At 38.0% G+C, this 16528-nt stretch carries 17 protein-coding genes and 2 pseudogenes; 17 read left to right on the top strand and 2 right to left on the bottom strand.

Going from position 1 to position 16528, the window contains the following annotated elements:
• The first annotated feature begins 1 nt into the window (after position 1).
• The 5 genes and pseudogenes from H8S51_RS01770 to H8S51_RS01790 all read left to right on the top strand — a co-directional run.
• Positions 2-742, top strand: coding sequence for a lantibiotic immunity ABC transporter MutG family permease subunit (locus H8S51_RS01770; RefSeq protein ID WP_117510124.1), 741 nt, complete (start codon positions 2-4; stop codon positions 740-742).
• Positions 743-756: 14 nt separating this feature from the next.
• Complete coding sequence (locus H8S51_RS01775; protein WP_055156884.1) at positions 757-1419, top strand: response regulator transcription factor; 663 nt, start codon at positions 757-759, stop codon at positions 1417-1419.
• Positions 1407-2783, top strand: a complete 1377-nt coding sequence (locus tag H8S51_RS01780; RefSeq protein ID WP_005330846.1) for a sensor histidine kinase — start codon at positions 1407-1409, stop codon at positions 2781-2783. Before H8S51_RS01775 ends, H8S51_RS01780 begins: the two co-directional genes overlap by 13 nt.
• Positions 2784-3112: 329 nt before the next feature.
• On the top strand, positions 3113-3490 hold the full coding sequence (locus H8S51_RS01785; protein WP_241070996.1) for a DUF5597 domain-containing protein: 378 nt from the start codon (positions 3113-3115) through the stop codon (positions 3488-3490).
• Positions 3491-3783: 293 nt separating this feature from the next.
• Positions 3784-4338, top strand: a pseudogene (locus H8S51_RS01790) (IS630 family transposase); the annotation flags it as partial.
• A 96-nt stretch (positions 4339-4434) separates the two neighbouring features.
• On the opposite strand, the gene H8S51_RS01795 reads toward H8S51_RS01790, so the two are convergent.
• A complete protein-coding gene (locus H8S51_RS01795) occupies positions 4435-5277 on the bottom strand; it encodes a helix-turn-helix domain-containing protein (RefSeq protein WP_117920242.1) in 843 nt (280 codons plus the stop codon).
• A gap of 170 nt (positions 5278-5447) precedes the next feature.
• Between H8S51_RS01795 and H8S51_RS01800 the strand changes: the two genes are divergently transcribed.
• The 10 genes and pseudogenes from H8S51_RS01800 to ltrA all read left to right on the top strand — a co-directional run bounded on the left by H8S51_RS01800 (position 5448) and on the right by ltrA (position 14848).
• Positions 5448-6827 carry an MFS transporter gene (locus H8S51_RS01800; RefSeq protein ID WP_186900593.1) on the top strand — a complete coding sequence of 460 codons (1380 nt, stop codon included), beginning with the start codon at positions 5448-5450 and terminating at the stop codon, positions 6825-6827.
• Positions 6828-6851: 24 nt separating this feature from the next.
• Positions 6852-7604 carry an alpha/beta hydrolase gene (locus H8S51_RS01805; protein WP_186900594.1) on the top strand — a complete coding sequence of 251 codons (753 nt, stop codon included), beginning with the start codon at positions 6852-6854 and terminating at the stop codon, positions 7602-7604.
• Between the two features lie 29 nt (positions 7605-7633).
• Entirely contained in the window at positions 7634-9568 is a 1935-nt protein-coding gene (gene bilR / locus H8S51_RS01810) for a bilirubin reductase, long form (RefSeq protein WP_186900595.1), read from the top strand.
• Positions 9569-9729: 161 nt separating this feature from the next.
• Positions 9730-9978: a DUF3781 domain-containing protein gene (locus tag H8S51_RS01815; RefSeq protein ID WP_118592421.1), complete on the top strand. Its 249-nt coding sequence runs from the start codon at positions 9730-9732 to the stop codon at positions 9976-9978.
• A 21-nt stretch (positions 9979-9999) separates the two neighbouring features.
• A pseudogene (locus tag H8S51_RS01820) lies at positions 10000-10327 on the top strand (TfoX/Sxy family protein).
• Positions 10328-10356: 29 nt separating this feature from the next.
• Positions 10357-10800, top strand: a complete 444-nt coding sequence (locus H8S51_RS01825) for a GNAT family N-acetyltransferase (protein ID WP_117920238.1) — start codon at positions 10357-10359, stop codon at positions 10798-10800.
• A gap of 121 nt (positions 10801-10921) precedes the next feature.
• Positions 10922-11353, top strand: coding sequence for a radical SAM mobile pair system MarR family transcriptional regulator (locus H8S51_RS01830; RefSeq protein WP_117920236.1), 432 nt, complete (start codon positions 10922-10924; stop codon positions 11351-11353).
• On the top strand, positions 11350-12039 hold the full coding sequence (locus H8S51_RS01835; RefSeq protein WP_117920234.1) for a radical SAM mobile pair protein A: 690 nt from the start codon (positions 11350-11352) through the stop codon (positions 12037-12039). Before H8S51_RS01830 ends, H8S51_RS01835 begins: the two co-directional genes overlap by 4 nt.
• Positions 12027-12935, top strand: coding sequence for a radical SAM mobile pair protein B (locus H8S51_RS01840; RefSeq protein WP_186900596.1), 909 nt, complete (start codon positions 12027-12029; stop codon positions 12933-12935). The genes H8S51_RS01835 and H8S51_RS01840 overlap by 13 nt, the downstream gene beginning before the upstream one ends.
• Positions 12936-13564: 629 nt before the next feature.
• Positions 13565-14848: a group II intron reverse transcriptase/maturase gene (gene ltrA, locus H8S51_RS01845; protein ID WP_241070849.1), complete on the top strand. Its 1284-nt coding sequence runs from the start codon at positions 13565-13567 to the stop codon at positions 14846-14848.
• A gap of 100 nt (positions 14849-14948) precedes the next feature.
• Here the strand turns inward: ltrA and H8S51_RS01850 are convergent, their stop codons facing one another.
• Positions 14949-15302: a cupin domain-containing protein gene (locus H8S51_RS01850; protein ID WP_118210241.1), complete on the bottom strand. Its 354-nt coding sequence runs from the start codon at positions 15300-15302 to the stop codon at positions 14949-14951.
• 142 nt (positions 15303-15444) lie between these two features.
• Between H8S51_RS01850 and H8S51_RS01855 the strand changes: the two genes are divergently transcribed.
• Complete coding sequence (locus H8S51_RS01855; RefSeq protein WP_072522465.1) at positions 15445-15777, top strand: winged helix-turn-helix transcriptional regulator; 333 nt, start codon at positions 15445-15447, stop codon at positions 15775-15777.
• A 52-nt stretch (positions 15778-15829) separates the two neighbouring features.
• Entirely contained in the window at positions 15830-16240 is a 411-nt protein-coding gene (locus H8S51_RS01860; RefSeq protein ID WP_186900626.1) for a TIGR04076 family protein, read from the top strand.
• Positions 16241-16528: the final 288 nt, after the last annotated feature.

Here is a 16528-nt window from a genome sequence, read left to right on the forward strand (position 1 = left end):
GATGATTGGAAGATCTCTTAATGCAGACTTGCGAAAGATGAAAGGAACATCTGTGATTCTGGCACACTTACTGATTCCGATTATAACCAGCGTTATATTTTTAATATATTACTTTTTTTCACCATGGAATGAAAATATGAAAGTGATTGCATTTTATCAGGCAATAGGAGCAGGACTTCCGGTACTTATTGGAATTTTTACAGCAAGTGTGATGGAACAGGAACAAAATGCAGGTGATTTTCAAAATCTGTTGTCTTTACCGGATAAACCTGCAGCATTTTTATCGAAACTGTTGATGCTACTGGTTTTGTGTCTGTGCTCTATCCTATTGACAGCAATCATATTCGGAATTGGATTTGGAAGAATCGCATCAAGCGATATCGAAATCATGAAAGGATGTATATTTGCAGCATTGCTGCTGTGGGGAAGCAGTGTTCCACTTTATCTGTGGCAGCTGATTCTGGCTTTTCAGTTTGGAAAAGGGGTATCCATTGGAGCAGGGATTATATCAGGACTAATTAGTGCATTGATGCTTACCGGACTTGGAGATTATGTGTGGAAATATGTATTTGTCTGCTGGACGGGTAGAGTACCATATACTTATCTGCAATCTATATTGGGAGAAACTAGTGTAGGTGAATGGTTGTCATTCATACCAGGTTGCTTAATATTTACAGGGATTAGTATGGTATACTATTTTTGGTGGGTAAACCACTGGGAAGGAAACAGAATATCGGAATAGAATCGAGGGAAACTATGGCAAAAATACTGGCAGTTGATGATGAACCGGCAATTTTGGAAATGATAGAAAGCATTTTGAATAAGGATGGACATCTGGTTACCAAAGTAAGTAATCCACTAAAAATTAATATGGAAGAATTACATCGTTATGACCTGATTTTACTGGACATTATGATGCCTGGAATTGATGGCTTCGAATTATGCAAAAGAATTAGGATACTTGTGGATTGTCCGATTTTGTTTCTTACGGCAAAAACGGAGGAAAACAGTCTGGTAAACGGACTTTCGTTGGGAGCAGATGATTATATTTCAAAGCCATTTGGAGTGATGGAACTTCGGGCAAGGATCAATGCACATCTTAGAAGAGAGCACAGGGAACATTCTGTCCGGATGGTTTTAGGGAGGGTCTGTATTCAAATATCTCAAAAGAAACTATTGGTTGATGATAAGGAACTTCCTCTTACGAAAGCGGAGTACGAAATTTGTGAATTCCTGGCTAAAAACAGGGGACAGGTTTTCTCGAAAGAACAGATTTTAGAAGAGGTCTTTGGTTTTGACAGTGAGAGTAATGACAGTACCATTATCACGCATATCAAAAATATAAGAGCAAAATTTGCGGATTATGATTATACACCGATAAAAACAGTCTGGGGGATTGGATATAAATGGGAAGAGTAAAGAGAAGCAATGCACTCAGCTGGATTTTTATGAGATATGTACTGGTCATGCTTGGATCATTAGTAGGTTTGGTGATTGTTGCTTGGTTGCTGCTGTACCTTTTGATTAGTGTGGGCTGTATCTATCCGGCGAATTATGCAGAGCAAAAGATTAATGAAGCATATGATACGATTTTACGTGCGGATAAAGTAACTGCTGAGATGATTCCTGCACTTTGTGATTATGTAATATTTTCAGAGAATGGAGAGAAAATAGGTGGAGATCTGTCAGAACAATACGAACAGATAGCATGGAATGTTGCAAAGTACGGAAACGCATCCGGGAAATATTTTTATAAAGTAATTGTAAGGGAAAATGAATATGTTGTATTGCAATATCGCCTGACACCTCAATATCATTCAGCTTTTTTGAGGGAGCATTTTATAGGACCACAGAATGTGATGAGTATTATGTCAGTGATTGGAGCGGTAGCGATTATCATCATTCCGTCCATACGTTTTGGAAAAAGAATCAAAAAGCAGATGCAGCCTGTATTAGACGCAATCAGACAAATAAAGGATCAAAATCTGGAATATGAGACATCCTGTTCCGGTATCAAAGAGTTTGATGACTGTTTATCGGCAATCGATGATATGCGAGATGCATTGCGAGAATCTTTAGAAAAGCAGTGGAAAACAGAGCAGGAAAAGAAACAACAGATGTCTGCTTTGGCGCATGATATTAAAACACCTCTTACGATTGTACGGGGAAATGCAGAACTACTTTCAGAGACTGAACTGACCACAGAACAGAAGAATAATATCACTTATGTTTTGAACGGCACAACACAGATACAAAGTTATGTAAAACAGTTGATAGATGTCACAAAATCATGGAATTGCAGTGATGTTACCTATACAACGGTGAGGTTAGAAGATTTTTTCGCAGATATAAAGGAACAGGCACTCGGACTAGTAGAAATCTATCACCAGAAAATAGATTGGAAGGCGGGACAAAGTGATAAAAAGGTAACGATTGCTTATGATCCAATGTTCCGGGCCGTAATGAATATGATTCAGAATGCAGTGGAGCATACAAAAGAAAATGGAATCATTTATATTGACGCAAAGGAGCAGGATGGCCGGCTGACATTCATTGTGGAGGATAGCGGATCAGGATTTACAAAAGAAGCATTATTGCATGGCACAGAGCAGTTTTTTATGGATGACACAAGTAGAAATGGCGAAGCCCATTATGGGATGGGACTATTTTTTGCAAAAACTGTGGCTGAAAAATATGGTGGAGGTATTAAACTTTCAAATTCTGAAAATACAGGTGGGGCGAGGGTAGAAATATTTTTCCTGAGTAGTCAGGAAACAAGCTAAATAGACCGCAATTGATAGACATTACTACTACATTTGCTGTAATCTCATGGAAGAAGGAGGCATACAGAATTATGATGGCTGATAAAATTAAAAATGCTCGTACTATTCTTTATTACATAACTATCATTATAGTTGGGATTAAATGCACATATAAGAAGAGAATAATATAACTTTTGTTATGATATCAAATGATTTTTTCATTTAATATAACATTGCATTGGATGAAAAAATGTGTTTGGAGATGAAAACATAATCGAATTGAAGGTTGACGATTCAAACCGCAGAACATTGATGAGTATCGGTTTTGTGCAAAAACGCTTAAAAGCATGATGGAACTTTTGGTAGAAAGATACGGCACAAACAGACTTCAGGCGGTGATTTCCGAAAACATGAACGGACCAATAAAACTTAGTTTTGAGGAATATGGATTTGAAATAGATATGTTTTGTGATGAAGTCACGAGAGAAGATGGAGTTTGTTTAGTCTTGGAAGAAGAAAAAGATACCTTTTTCCTCATTATAAACGGATGTAAGATAAATCCTTTTTCCAGAAACGATCAAAAGGGCAATTGTGATTTTTTATATATGGAGGAGGGAAGTTTTCAAGATGGAGAGTGGAAAAGAGGGCGCCGTTTGAATGGAGACGAAATCTTTTCACCAGTTTTTAATCAATTTACACTGCTAAAAGTCAAATTATTCGCGTATTAGGTTGTAATTTGTCAGGTAGTAACATTACCTGGAACATCGCACTACCGGCATCAATGGAACGAAATTTCTGCTGTGACTATTCCTGGCAGATGCGCCCAGCCGCTGACAATACTGCCAGACGGCTTTATTTCTCAAACAGAGATGACATCCTGCGGATTAAACGGAGTATTCCTATTAGTAAAAAGTCTGAAAGAAAAGTTCTCGTCAATACCACTACAACTATTAGCCAAAAATGAAAAAATATTGATTTTGGCTAATAGAACGAAGCGAACCAAATAAAGGATAACGTATAAGGCATACAGGCTATTGCAACAACATCAGATGATTTAATGCCGAACGAAAAGCATCCGACCATCAATAGAGATTACGAATATAAACGTTTGGGGACTCTTTCATTATTAGCTGCAATTGATCTTCAAACAGGAGAAGCGATTCCTCTTGTAAGAGACAAGCACAGCAGCACGGAATACATTGAATTTTTGAAGCTGTTAGATGATAAGTACCCAAAGGGAGACAAGCTTCGCATCGTACTCGATAATCTTAAAGTTCATACATCAGAGGCGACCAGAAAATACCTGGCAACTGTACCGGGAAGATTCGAATTTGTATTCACTCCCAAACATGGATCATGGCTCAATATGGTTGAAGGTTTCTTTAGCAAGATGACTCGTCAGATGCTCAGAGGTATCCGTGTTAAATCTAAGGAGGAACTTACTAATCGTATCTACAGATATTTTGCAGAAATAAACGAAGAGCCGATTGTGTTCCATTGAAAATATAATCTCGATGATATTGATGTATCGGAAGAAATCATTGTTGATACACTGCCTGTCAAAAAGTCGAGTTAATTAAAGGATGAAATACTAGAAACCACCTATGTGTTCGTTCATATTTTAAGCCCGCTTAATTGCGGGCTTATTTGCTTTATTCTACAAACACAATCATTACTTTTCATTCCTGTCAATCTGTAAATTATTGTAATATTGCATTGGAGTAACACCATATTCTTTCTTAAATGCTCTAAAAAAATGATTATACCCTCCAAATCCACCAAGCGCATATACCTCACGAATACTTTTCCCCTGCTCTATATAATGGCGGCATAAATCAAGTCTGCTCTTTACAATGTATGAATGAGGTGTCTCACCTGTCATTTTTTTAAACTCTCTTACTATATGATAACGGCTTACATAAAATTCATTTTCCAAGCGCTCCAACGAGATATCTTCTGTCAAATGTTCTCTGATATAAATAAAAATATCATCCATTACAACGTGTTTTTTCTTATTCGTCTTAATCTGTACATCCTCCTGAACAGATGAGCGAAGTGCAAGTACAAGAATCATAGTTAATAGGCTTTTCTCGTATAATGAGCGGGCAAATTTAGGCGGCTCATTATTCATCGAATAGAGCTTTTTGGATATATTCTTTATAAGCATAGCCGATTCACTCTCAGAATGAACAATCTTAACTTGATACGGAACAAAATCAAACGCTTCATCAAGTCTTGTTTCTTCATCTGACAATTTCCTTAAAAGTTCTCCACCTATATAAAGAACATAAACTTCAAGAGGATACTTATTTTTACGATATTCAAGCTTTACTTTATTACCTGGCTTAATAAATATCAAATCCTCCATAGTACATACAATATTATCATCCTCCTGGTGCATATACCCTATCCCACCAGTTATAAATACAATTGTATAGCTCTTCTTTTGCCCAAAGCTTCGCTGGGTACTATCCAATATTTTCAAATATTCCATTTTGTAGCCTTGCTTTTTCATATGTCTATTTTGCACACTTTCCTATTATATTTTTTGTTTATTTTGTCAAAATATACAATATATCAATTTTTCGTAGTTTGCAAGCAATATTTGTATATGGATATCAGCATAACCACAATATAATAAGATTGTAGCTACCAAAACAATATAAATTTGAGAGGTAAATGATCATGAAAGAAACAAGACCTTTTTCCATGAAGGACAAAATTGGTTACACTCTTGGCGATTTGGGATGTTGCTGTACTGAGCAGTTCCGTGCCATGTATCTTGCTATTTTTTATACACTGGTATTAAAAGTTAATCCAGTACACGTAGGAATCCTTATGCTTATTACAAAGCTTTGGGATGCTATAAATGACCCTTTAATTGGTGCACTTGTTGATAGCCACAAAAACAAAGGAAAAGGAAAATTCATTCCTTGGATTAAATTCTTTGCTTTTCCAACTGCAGTACTCTGTATATTAGGATTTGTTAACGTAAGCAATTTCGCTTATGGTGCACGTATTGCTTATATGTTCATTACATATATTGTTTACGAAATTATGTACACATGTGTCAGCGTTCCATTTGGTAGTCTTTCAAGTGTAATGACTGATGATGTTAACCAACGTACTGACCTTTCTCGTTTCAGAAGTCTTGGCGGTACAATTTTTATGACAGTTATCGTTATTGCTGGACCATTATTCTTATATAAAGATAACCAGCCAGTACCTAGCCATTTCCTTATTATGTCAGCAATCTGTGCAGTTATTGGATTAATCTGTCTTATGTTTACATCTCATTGGTGTAAAGAGCGTATTATTACAGAGCCAGTTGTTGAGAAAAAAGAAAAGCTTAACTACTTCAAGGTAATTAAGGATATTACTAAAAACAAAGCATTACTCGGAGTTATGTTATCAAGCTTTATCGGTATTGTTGGAGCCGGTATGATTAACGGATTAAATACTTATTTATTCCGCGATTATTTTGGAAATGTTGCCATCATGGCAGTTTCAGGTATGTTAAGTGTACTCTGGTCACTTATTGCATTCGTAGGCACAAAATTTGTTGCTAAGAAATTTGGAAAGAAAGAATGGATTATGTACAGTGCATCTTTCTCAGTTGTTGTTTATGCTATTTTATTCTTCTTCCCACTTGAAAATCCTATGCTCTTTATTATCATCAACGGAATCTGCTATCTTGGAGTAAGTGGTTTCCAGGTATTAGTTTGGGCACTTGTAAATGATGCAATTGATTATCAGGAACTTCAGACAGGAAAACGTAATGAAGGAATTGTATACTCAGCATATACATTCTTCCGTAAACTTGCTAATGCTGTATCAGGAAGTATGAGTAGTTTTGCACTTGCAATTGCTGGATTCCAGGTTAATGAAGCTGTCCAGAGTGAAGCATTCTCAGGACGTCTTTGGAAAACATATACAGGTTTATACGTTGTAGGATATTTATTAGCTGTTCTGGTATTAAAATTTGTATACCCTCTAACAAAAGAGAAAACAGCTAAAATGTTACAGGATTTATCAGACAAGAGAAAAGCTGCTACTGCAGAATAAAATTAGAAACAGAGGTATTTTAAATTGACAAAACAAGTAGAAATTACAAACCGTGATGGACACATCTTACGTGGAATAGTTAACATTCCAGAAGATGGCACAAGATTTCCTGCTATTGTAAATGTACATGGCTTTACAGGAAATAAAAGCGGTTACAAAAGTATTTATACTCACACAGCCAGATTCTTAGCTGAACATGGATTTGCCAGTGTCCGTTTTGATTTATACGGAAATGGTGAAAGTGATGGTGAATTCGAGAACATGACCTTTACAGGTATCCTACACGATATCGAGGATATTATAAACTGGACTAAAACACAAGATTTTGCCAATCCAGATAAGATTATCTTATCTGGTCAGAGTATGGGAGGATACGCAGCTGCTACTGCAGCTCCTATTGTTAATCCTTATGCTCTCATGCTTATGTGTCCAGGTGCTGGAATGTGGTTTGGATGTAAGGATCGTGCTGAAGCCATGGAAGCTCAGGGAATCACCAAAGCCGATATTGAAGGACTCACTTTCCCAACATCCTTTAATCATGATTTATTTAATTATGAGCCATTCTCGTCAGCAGAAGGATACAACGGACCAGTCCTCCTTATAAGAGGAACTGCAGATGATTTGGTAGATGATGCAACATGCCATAGATATGAGTCACTTTACAATGGAAAATGCAATTATAAAACGATTGAAGGCGCTAACCACAATTTTGCCAGTGCTTTTGCAAGAGCAGAATTAGACAAATTAATGTTAGAGTTTTTAACACCACTTAAATAGTATATTCACTTTGAAAGGAAGTATGAACAATGAAATTATTAGAGCCTATAAAAGTTGGAAATATTGAGTTTAAAAACCGTATTATGTTCCCACCACTTACAACAGGATATGAGGAAAAAGATGGTTCTATTGGAGAACAAAGTTTTCGTTTTTACGAGCGTCTCGCAAAAGGCGGTGTCGGATATATAGTAATTGGAGATGTTGCACCACTTCCAACATTCTCTCCTACACCAAAGCTTTATTCACCTGAGCAGGTTCAAAGCTTCAAAAAACTTGCTGACGCATGTCATGAAAATGGTGCAAAGCTTGGAATTCAGTTATTCCATCCTGACTACAATGTTAAAGCTTTAAACGATATGTTCCATCAGGGCAAAATGCAGGAAGCAAGAGCTAAACTTCACCATGATATGCAGCACTTTGTAAATGAAGTAACTGCAGAAGAACTTGATGAAATAATAAAGCATATGGAAAACTGTGCTATCTTAGCACACGAAGTTGGTGTTGATTGTATTGAAGTACATGGAGACCGTCTTGTTGGTTCTCTCTGCTCTCCTATTTTAAATCATAGAACTGATGAATATGGCGGTGACCTGGCTAATCGTACACGTTTTGCATTAACACTTGTAAAAAGATTAAAAACAATCGTACCTGACATGGTTATCGACTACAAGCTTCCTATAGTTACTCCTCTTGGAGAAAATAGTTTTAGAGGAAAAGGTGGTCTTCCATTAGATGAGGCTTGCATTTTTGCAAAAGAATTAGAAGCTTGCGGTGTTGACACATTACATGTTGCACAGGCTAACCATACAGGAAATATGGGTGATACAATCCCTGCCATGGGAACACAGCCATACGGATTTATGGTTTCTTATTCTAAAAAAATAAAAGAGCTTGTATCTATTCCTGTATCTGTAGTAGGCCGTATCGTTACACCAGAAGCTGCCGAAGCAGTTATTGCAAATGGTTCTGCTGATATCATTGGATTAGGTCGTTCTCTTCTCACAGACCCTGACTTTGCAAACAAATGCGCAGATGGACATTGCTGTAATGTCAGAACATGTATGATGTGCAATAAGGGATGTACAGATAATATTCAGAATCGTGCTTTCTTAAGTTGTGTACTTAATGCTGAAAACGGTTACGAAGCAACACGACATATAACTCCTGCAGCATCATCAAAGAAAATAGCTATTATTGGTGCTGGTATTGCTGGACTTGAAGCTGCACGTGTTGCTGCATTAAGAGGTCATAGTGTAACCATTTTTGAGAAATCACTTCAGATTGGTGGTCAGTTACTTATTGCTAGTGTACCTCCAAGAAAAGAAGAAATGATGAGAAGCATTAATTATTATACAAATGTACTTCCTGAATTAGATGTTACTTTCAGACTTGGTCAGGAATTCACATCACAGGATTATAATTCATTCGATGAAGTAATTGTGGCAACAGGTGCAAACAACGCAATAATCCCTGTTCCTGGCAAAGATCTTCCAACTGTTACAAGTGCATGGGATGTGCTTGCCAAGAAAGAAATCGTATTCGGTAATGTTTCTGTAATCGGTGGTGGTCTTGTAGGTGTTGAGACAGCTGAATATCTGGCTTCACGTGGATGTAAGGTTACAATTATTGAAATGATGGACCAGATTGCAAAAGAAGAAAGCAACACTGTTCTACCTACTCTAATGAGTGAATTAGAGCATTATAATGTTCAAATAGTAACATCTGCAAAATTATCAGAAATCAAAGATGATTCTGTAGTTGTTGAAAAAACAATAGACGACAATACATCAACAGAAGAAATTGCTTCAGACTTTGTTGTAATGGCTGTTGGTGCAAGAAAGAACCTTCCAGAGCTTTCTGATTGTCCTCTTCCACTTCACTATATTGGTGATTGTGCTGGAGAACGTCCAAGTAATATTGATCATGCTATTAAATCAGCATATGATGTGGCATGTGAAATATAAATTATTAATTACCCCATTACCACAAAATCCATGTTCCAATTTAAGGAACATGGATTTTTATTATAATATATTTAAATATTATTGTTTAAAGTTCGTAAACGCTCCATACGTTTACATTCCGTCGTTATCGTTTTCTCAATCGGAATTTGAGGAAAAGAAGAATGGAAGATAAAAAAATATTACTCGATAATATTAACAAAATTCATACAACTGAACTGGGAGTTGATAGAATTAAAAGAAATCTAAAAATAGATATAGTAGATGTTGTTGAGTATTGCAAAAATAAGGTGTTGGATGAAAATTGCCATATATACAAACAAGGTAAAAATTGGTATTGCGAAATTGGAAATGTCAAAATCACTATCAATTCATATAGTTATACAATTATTACAGCACATATTATTAAGTAAATTATAAGTTGAGGTGAAATTATGGCGTCAAGCAAAGAATATTTAGAGTTTATTTTAGGGCAGCTATCTGAGTTAGAAGAAATTACTTATCGAGCTATGATGGGAGAATTTATTGTTTATTATCGAGGAAAGATGGTAGGTGGTAGGTGGTATCTATGATGATAGATTACTTGTTAAACCAGTAAAATCAGCAATTAGTTATATGCCGACAGCTTCATATGAATTCCCCTATGAGGGAGCAAAAGAGATGTTGTTGGTAGATGAAGTTGATAATAAGGAATTTTTGGCAGGTTTGTTTGGTGCTATGTATGACGAACTGCCAGCTCCAAAACCGAAAAAGAAGAAATAAACAAATTCTAGTTTGACGGAGTAATAGATATGAAAATCCGAGAAGTGAATGAGAATAAAAAGCAATTTATAGCATTATTGTTATTAGCTGATGAGCAGGAAAATATGATTGATCACTATCTTGAAAAAGGTACTATGTATGTACTTGAAGATGGTAATGTAAAAGCTGAATGTGTCGTTACTGATGAAGATAATGGAATACTTGAAATTAAAAATATTGCAGTTGATCCTCAGAATCAAGGACAGGGCTATGGGAAAGCATTGATTGACTTCCTTGTAAGTAAATATGCAGATGAATATTCTATTTTGCAGGTTGGAACAGGTGACAGCCCGTTGACCGTACCGTTTTATGAAAAATGCGGATTTGTCCGATCTCACAATATTCCGAATTTCTTTACGGACAATTATGACCACCCAATTTATGAGTGTGGTGTACAGTTAATAGATATGGTATATTTGCAAAGATATTTATAACTTCCAGTTTTTGAAACTGAGAAATCGGAATTTACTTCTACTTAGACATACAAACTGTTGACAGTAAAACTCCTATATAGTATTATTTGATAAAATACTATATAGGAGTTTTTGTGTAAAAATGAATGGAGGATTTCTTGTTACCAAAATAAAACAACTTGGAGATCGAATCTTTGAGAAGATTCTCAGCGAAAAGAATATTGATGCGTTTAACGGAGCCCAAGGGCGTATTCTTTATGTACTGTGGCAGGAGGATGGAATCTCAATCAGGTCACTCTCGATTAAGTGTGGATTAGCGATAACTTCTCTTACTACGATGCTGGAAAGAATGGAAAATCAAGGGCTGATAAGACGTGTTCAGTCTGAAACGGACAAAAGGAAAACACTCCTGTTTCTGACTGAAAAAGCACATGCCTTAAAGGACGAATACGATTCTGTATCTGATAAAATGGGCAGTATTTACTACAAAGGTTTTTCGGAGGAAGAAATTACCCAGTTTGAGGAATGCCTCGACCGTATCAGAAAGAATCTTGAGGAGTGGCAGAAATCATGAGTATTTGTATCAAAGATCAGATTCAAAACATGAATATCGTCATCGGATGTACAGTGGGGTGTGCATATTGCTATGCCCGCAATAATGTGAAACGCTGGCATATGATTGATGACTTTGCTGACCCTGAATTCTTTCCGGGTAAACTCAAGATGATGGAAAAGAAACGTCCGCAGAACTTTCTTCTTACCGGCATGAGCGATCTTTCCGGCTGGAAGTCAGAATGGAGAGACGAGGTATTTGAAAAAATCCGTGAAAATCCACAGCATCAGTTCCTGTTCCTTACAAAGCGACCAGATCTGCTGGATTTTGATACAGATTTGGAAAACGCATGGTTTGGTGTTACGGTGACGAGAAAAGCAGAACTGTGGCGTATTGACGCACTACGGGAAAATGTCAGAGCAAAACACTATCATGTTACCTTTGAGCCGCTATTCGACAATCCAGGTTCAGTTGATCTTTCCGGGATCAACTGGATCGTTGTCGGCACCATGACTGGAGTTCAGAGCAGGAAGGTTCATACGGAGCCGGAGTGGGCATGGTCTCTGACAGATCAGGCGCATGTGCTTGACATTCCGGTATTTATGAAGGAAGATCTTGTCCCTATCATAGGGAATGAAAATATGATTCAGGAAATGCCAGATGAATTCAATAAAGTGTTGGAGGTACAGAAATCATGGCAGAAGTAATAAATGGAATCCTCATTAATGAGGCGGAAACAAAGAACATCATGACCAAGTCCAGTCTGCCTGTAGGCGGTTACTCGGTCAATCCATATGTAGGCTGTACACACGCCTGCAAGTATTGCTATGCTTCTTTTATGAAGCGCTTTACCGGACACAAGGAGGAATGGGGCACTTTCCTTGATGTGAAGCATTGGCCGGAAATTAAGAATCCGAAGAAATATGCCGGACAGCGGGTGGTCATCGGTTCTGTGACAGATGGCTACAATCCACAGGAGGAGCAATTCGGGAATACCAGAAAACTTCTGGAGCAGCTGATCGGCAGTGACGCAGATATTCTGATCTGCACAAAGTCGGATCTTGTGGTACGAGATATTGATCTGCTGAAGAAGCTTGGACGAGTAACCGTTTCATGGTCGATCAACACACTAGATGAAAATTTCAAGAACGATATGGACTCTGCTTCTAGCATTGAGCGCCGTATCGCTGCTATGAAGCAGGTATATGAAGCAGATATCCGTACAGTCTGTTTCGTATCCCCGGTATTCCCCGGTATCACGGATTTTGAAGCAATCTTTGAGCGGGTAAAGGATCAGTGCGATCTGTTCTGGCTCGAAAATCTCAATCTTCGAGGCGGTTTCAAAAAGACAATTATGGATTATATCGCCGGAAAATATCCTGATCTTGTACCACTTTACGACGAGATCTATAACAAGCATAACCGCAGCTACTTTGAAGCACTTGAAGTAAAAGTTGAGGAAATGGCTAAGAAGTATGATTGTCCCTTTGTGGATAATGAAATGCCTTATGGCAGAGTCCCGCAGGGACATCCGGTGATCGTAGATTATTTCTATCATGAGGAAATCCGAGGGACAGAGAATACAGGAATAAGAAATCGTTAATCTAAACGAAAATTAAACTGATGATGGTGGAGAGATTTATTTATCGCCATTTGAAATCGAGAAGTTCTTGTTTGAAAAATAGAGAAATTGTAAAATTGAAGAAAAAAGATGCACAGTTCTTAGCTTATCGGGAACTGTGCATTTTTGGTTTGCGCGCCATGGGCGCGCTCTAATGGGTGAAAGTCCCGAACACGCCTAGGCAACGAGGAAGTGTATAGCAGAACAGCAAGGGTGTCCATCGTGAGGTGGAATCTGAAGGAAGCTGTAAGCAAACTCTTGGTCCGACGGACAGAAATCACATATAAGGCTCGGAAATACGGATAAGTCTGCCAAAAGAGATGAAGTCCTAAAGTTGCTGGAAGTACGAGTAAATGTGGCGGATAGATGAGAGGAAAGAGCGTGCACCTTAAGCGTGGAGGTCTCACAGGGGTTTCATTAGCCTAGTAACAACGAACTGTGAGAAGTCAGCCGAGCCCATAGTAGTGAAGAAGTCTCTGTAATAGAGATGGAGCAAAGGGGCGAACAATCAATAAGTTTGAGTATGTCTCGTATTGCAGAAGAGATAACATCTGCCGTAACCAATCGGGTAAAAGATGGTCAAATCAAGCGAGACGGAAAGGAAAGAACGCATGGACACAAGTAGTCTAATGGAGCAGATATTATCTAGCGATAACCTCAACAGAGCATATCTGCAGGTCGTACGAAACAAAGGTGCAGAGGGAGTGGACGGAATGAAGTGCACAGAACTTAAGGAACATCTTGCAAAGAACGGCGAAATCATTAAGGAGCAGCTGAGGACAAGAAAGTATAAACCTCAGCCAGTACGGAGAGTGGAGATACCAAAACCCGATGGCGGTTTCAGAAACCTGGGAGTGCCAACAGTAACAGACAGATTTATACAACAAGCTATTGCACAGGTCTTAACACCAATCTATGAGGAGCAGTTCCATGATCATAGTTATGGATTCAGACCGAACAGATGTGCACAACAGGCAATCCTGACAGCACTTGATATGATGAACGAGGGCAACGACTGGATTGTAGACATTGACTTGGAAAAGTTCTTTGACACAGTAAACCATGACAAGCTTATGACCATCATAGGCAGAACTATAAAAGATGGAGATGTTATCTCTATCATTAGGAAATATCTTGTCAGTGGAATCATGATTGATGATGAGTATGAGGATTCTATTGTGGGAACACCACAAGGAGGAAATCTTTCACCATTACTGGCAAATATCATGCTGAATGAACTTGATAAGGAAATGGAAAAGAGAGGGCTTAACTTTGTACGATACGCGGATGACTGTATTATTATGGTCGGAAGCGAAATGTCTGCCAATCGTGTAATGAGAAACATATCTCGTTTTATTGAAGAGAAACTAGGACTCAAAGTTAACATGACCAAGAGCAAAGTAGATAGACCAAGAGGATTGAAATATCTGGGTTTCGGATTCTACTTTGATTCAAGAGCACACCAATTTAAGGCAAAACCACATGCAAAATCAGTAGCAAAGTTCAAGAGGCGAATGAAAGAACTCACTTGTCGTAGCTGGGGCGTTAGTAACAGCTATAAGGTTGAGAAACTTAATCAGCTTATCAGAGGGTGGATTAACTACTTTAAAATAGGTAGTATGAAGGTGTTATGTGCCACGCTCGACCAAAGCATAAGATTTCGATTGCGCATGTGTATATGGAAACATTGGAAAACTCCACAGAATCGCGCGAAGAACTTAATAAAGCTAGGGGTATATAAGAAACTAGCGTACTCAACGGCTTATAATGGTGCGAGAATCGCACACTGCTGTCAAGGCGGTGCCATGAATGTAGCCGTTACAAAAGAAAGACTAACCCGTTTTGGATTAATCTCAATGTTAGATTACTACACCGAAAGGTGTGTTACTTGTTAAGTTGACTGAACCGCCGTGTACCGAACGGTACGCACGGTGGTGTGAGAGGTCGGGAAATCACTCAGATTTCCCTCCTACTCGATTAAATAAATACTTTTAATTAGCCGATTACGGCATCCTCTGCTGTAAAATGTTCCAGAGAATTTTCTTTTACCTGTATGCAGATATAAGTAATTCCGGAAATATCGGATGCAAAAAACTGACGCTTTGCAGCAGGTGCGATTTTTAGCCAGTCTCCAGTTGAAAGGCTGATTTCTTCTCCATCAATTACGGCTTTGCCGTTACCTGAAAGAATTCCATAGATTTCTTCATTTTCTTTATGAGAATGAACAAATGGGACATTTGCTCCTGCAGGTAGTTCGTTTAAACTGATTTCTGCACCTGTTAAAGACAACTTTTCATGCAGTTCAATTCGGTTTTCCTTTCCAATAGTTGTTTTTGTGTAATTTGTCATAATAATACCTCCATAGTTGATTTGTAGTTTCTGGTTGCTTGGTATTAGTATAGTGTGAGACACATACAAAAACAAGTACGCACCTTTTTGTAACTGTACACTCAAAATTGAATGTGTTACAATAGACTCGGAGGTGAGAATTATGCGAGCAAAAGAAGAATTACCGGAATGCCCAGTTGCAACAGCGGTATCTCTCATCGGAGGAAAATGGAAACTGCTGATTTTGCGTAACTTGAAAGAGCGCCCATGGAGATTCAATGAGCTACAACGAAGTATAGATGGTATTTCACAAAAGGTTTTGACAGATAGTTTAAGACAAATGATGAGTGATGGACTGGCATATCGCCACGATTACCATGAGCAGCCACCGAGAGTCGAATACGGATTAACGGAACTCGGAACAAAAATGCTTCCAATTGTTAATTCACTTGCTGACTTTGGTAACTACTATAAATCACTTATTGAACAGAATTAAGTACGTTAGTATTTGAAAAGCCCGAACAATCGAAATCTGGAGGTGTTGACGAATGCAACATGAATGCAAAATAACGGTATTGGAGACAAAGGTATTTCCGGAATTGCAGGAAAAGTATTTAGCTGATCCGAAATCAGGTCCGTGTCCCTGCTTCAAGGCGGGAGATACATTCCTTCTGAAAAGAACGCCGGAGCAGGATGACTTTTACCATCTAATGAACGGCAAATTCTGCGGCGAGGCATGGGATGCCATCAGCCGATATGTCTATGCGGCGCTGCAGGGTGGCTCCATTATGCGTAAGTGGACAAATGACGACAGAATGATGATCGCCTGCTGCAATGACGGCACACGCCCTGTTATCTTCAAAATAGAGCGGATTGATATTCCGGAAAGCGAAGAAGAAAAGCAATGGTTGAAAAAGCAGAATTTTGAGAACACGGCAAATGATGCTTATACAGGCTGATAAATCCCAGTTGATATTTCACATATTTTAGGAAATTTAATAACTGTTATATTTGATTATCAAATTCTTCGCAAACCCTTGAAAATACTAAGTTTGTAGCAAGTGTACTTTCCCTTACTCTTTCCCTTGTGTTACATTCTCCCATTAGCTTTCATGAACCTTAATATGGGAAAAATTAAGGGAAAGAAAATTTCATAACACAGTATAACATATAACAATAACGACATGGTGAACTGATTGAAATGTTTTCGATATTTAACTCTATTACTGATTATCAAAAGAAAATGG

It is taken from the genome of Roseburia rectibacter, from assembly GCF_014287515.2.
Classification (GTDB): Bacteria; Bacillota; Clostridia; order Lachnospirales; family Lachnospiraceae; genus Roseburia; species Roseburia rectibacter.

Coding starts and splice junctions, on each gene's coding strand:
- H8S51_RS01770 (WP_117510124.1), top strand. CDS start 2: ATGATTGGAAGATCTCTTAATGCAGACTTGCGAAAGATGAAAGGAACA.
- H8S51_RS01775 (WP_055156884.1), top strand. CDS start 757: ATGGCAAAAATACTGGCAGTTGATGATGAACCGGCAATTTTGGAAATG.
- H8S51_RS01780 (WP_005330846.1), top strand. CDS start 1,407: ATGGGAAGAGTAAAGAGAAGCAATGCACTCAGCTGGATTTTTATGAGA.
- H8S51_RS01785 (WP_241070996.1), top strand. CDS start 3,113: ATGGAACTTTTGGTAGAAAGATACGGCACAAACAGACTTCAGGCGGTG.
- H8S51_RS01795 (WP_117920242.1), bottom strand. CDS start 5,277: ATGAAAAAGCAAGGCTACAAAATGGAATATTTGAAAATATTGGATAGT.
- H8S51_RS01800 (WP_186900593.1), top strand. CDS start 5,448: ATGAAAGAAACAAGACCTTTTTCCATGAAGGACAAAATTGGTTACACT.
- bilR (WP_186900595.1), top strand. CDS start 7,634: ATGAAATTATTAGAGCCTATAAAAGTTGGAAATATTGAGTTTAAAAAC.
- H8S51_RS01815 (WP_118592421.1), top strand. CDS start 9,730: ATGGAAGATAAAAAAATATTACTCGATAATATTAACAAAATTCATACA.
- H8S51_RS01825 (WP_117920238.1), top strand. CDS start 10,357: ATGAAAATCCGAGAAGTGAATGAGAATAAAAAGCAATTTATAGCATTA.
- H8S51_RS01830 (WP_117920236.1), top strand. CDS start 10,922: ATGAATGGAGGATTTCTTGTTACCAAAATAAAACAACTTGGAGATCGA.
- H8S51_RS01835 (WP_117920234.1), top strand. CDS start 11,350: ATGAGTATTTGTATCAAAGATCAGATTCAAAACATGAATATCGTCATC.
- H8S51_RS01840 (WP_186900596.1), top strand. CDS start 12,027: ATGGCAGAAGTAATAAATGGAATCCTCATTAATGAGGCGGAAACAAAG.
- ltrA (WP_241070849.1), top strand. CDS start 13,565: ATGGACACAAGTAGTCTAATGGAGCAGATATTATCTAGCGATAACCTC.
- H8S51_RS01850 (WP_118210241.1), bottom strand. CDS start 15,302: ATGACAAATTACACAAAAACAACTATTGGAAAGGAAAACCGAATTGAA.
- H8S51_RS01855 (WP_072522465.1), top strand. CDS start 15,445: ATGCGAGCAAAAGAAGAATTACCGGAATGCCCAGTTGCAACAGCGGTA.
- H8S51_RS01860 (WP_186900626.1), top strand. CDS start 15,830: ATGCAACATGAATGCAAAATAACGGTATTGGAGACAAAGGTATTTCCG.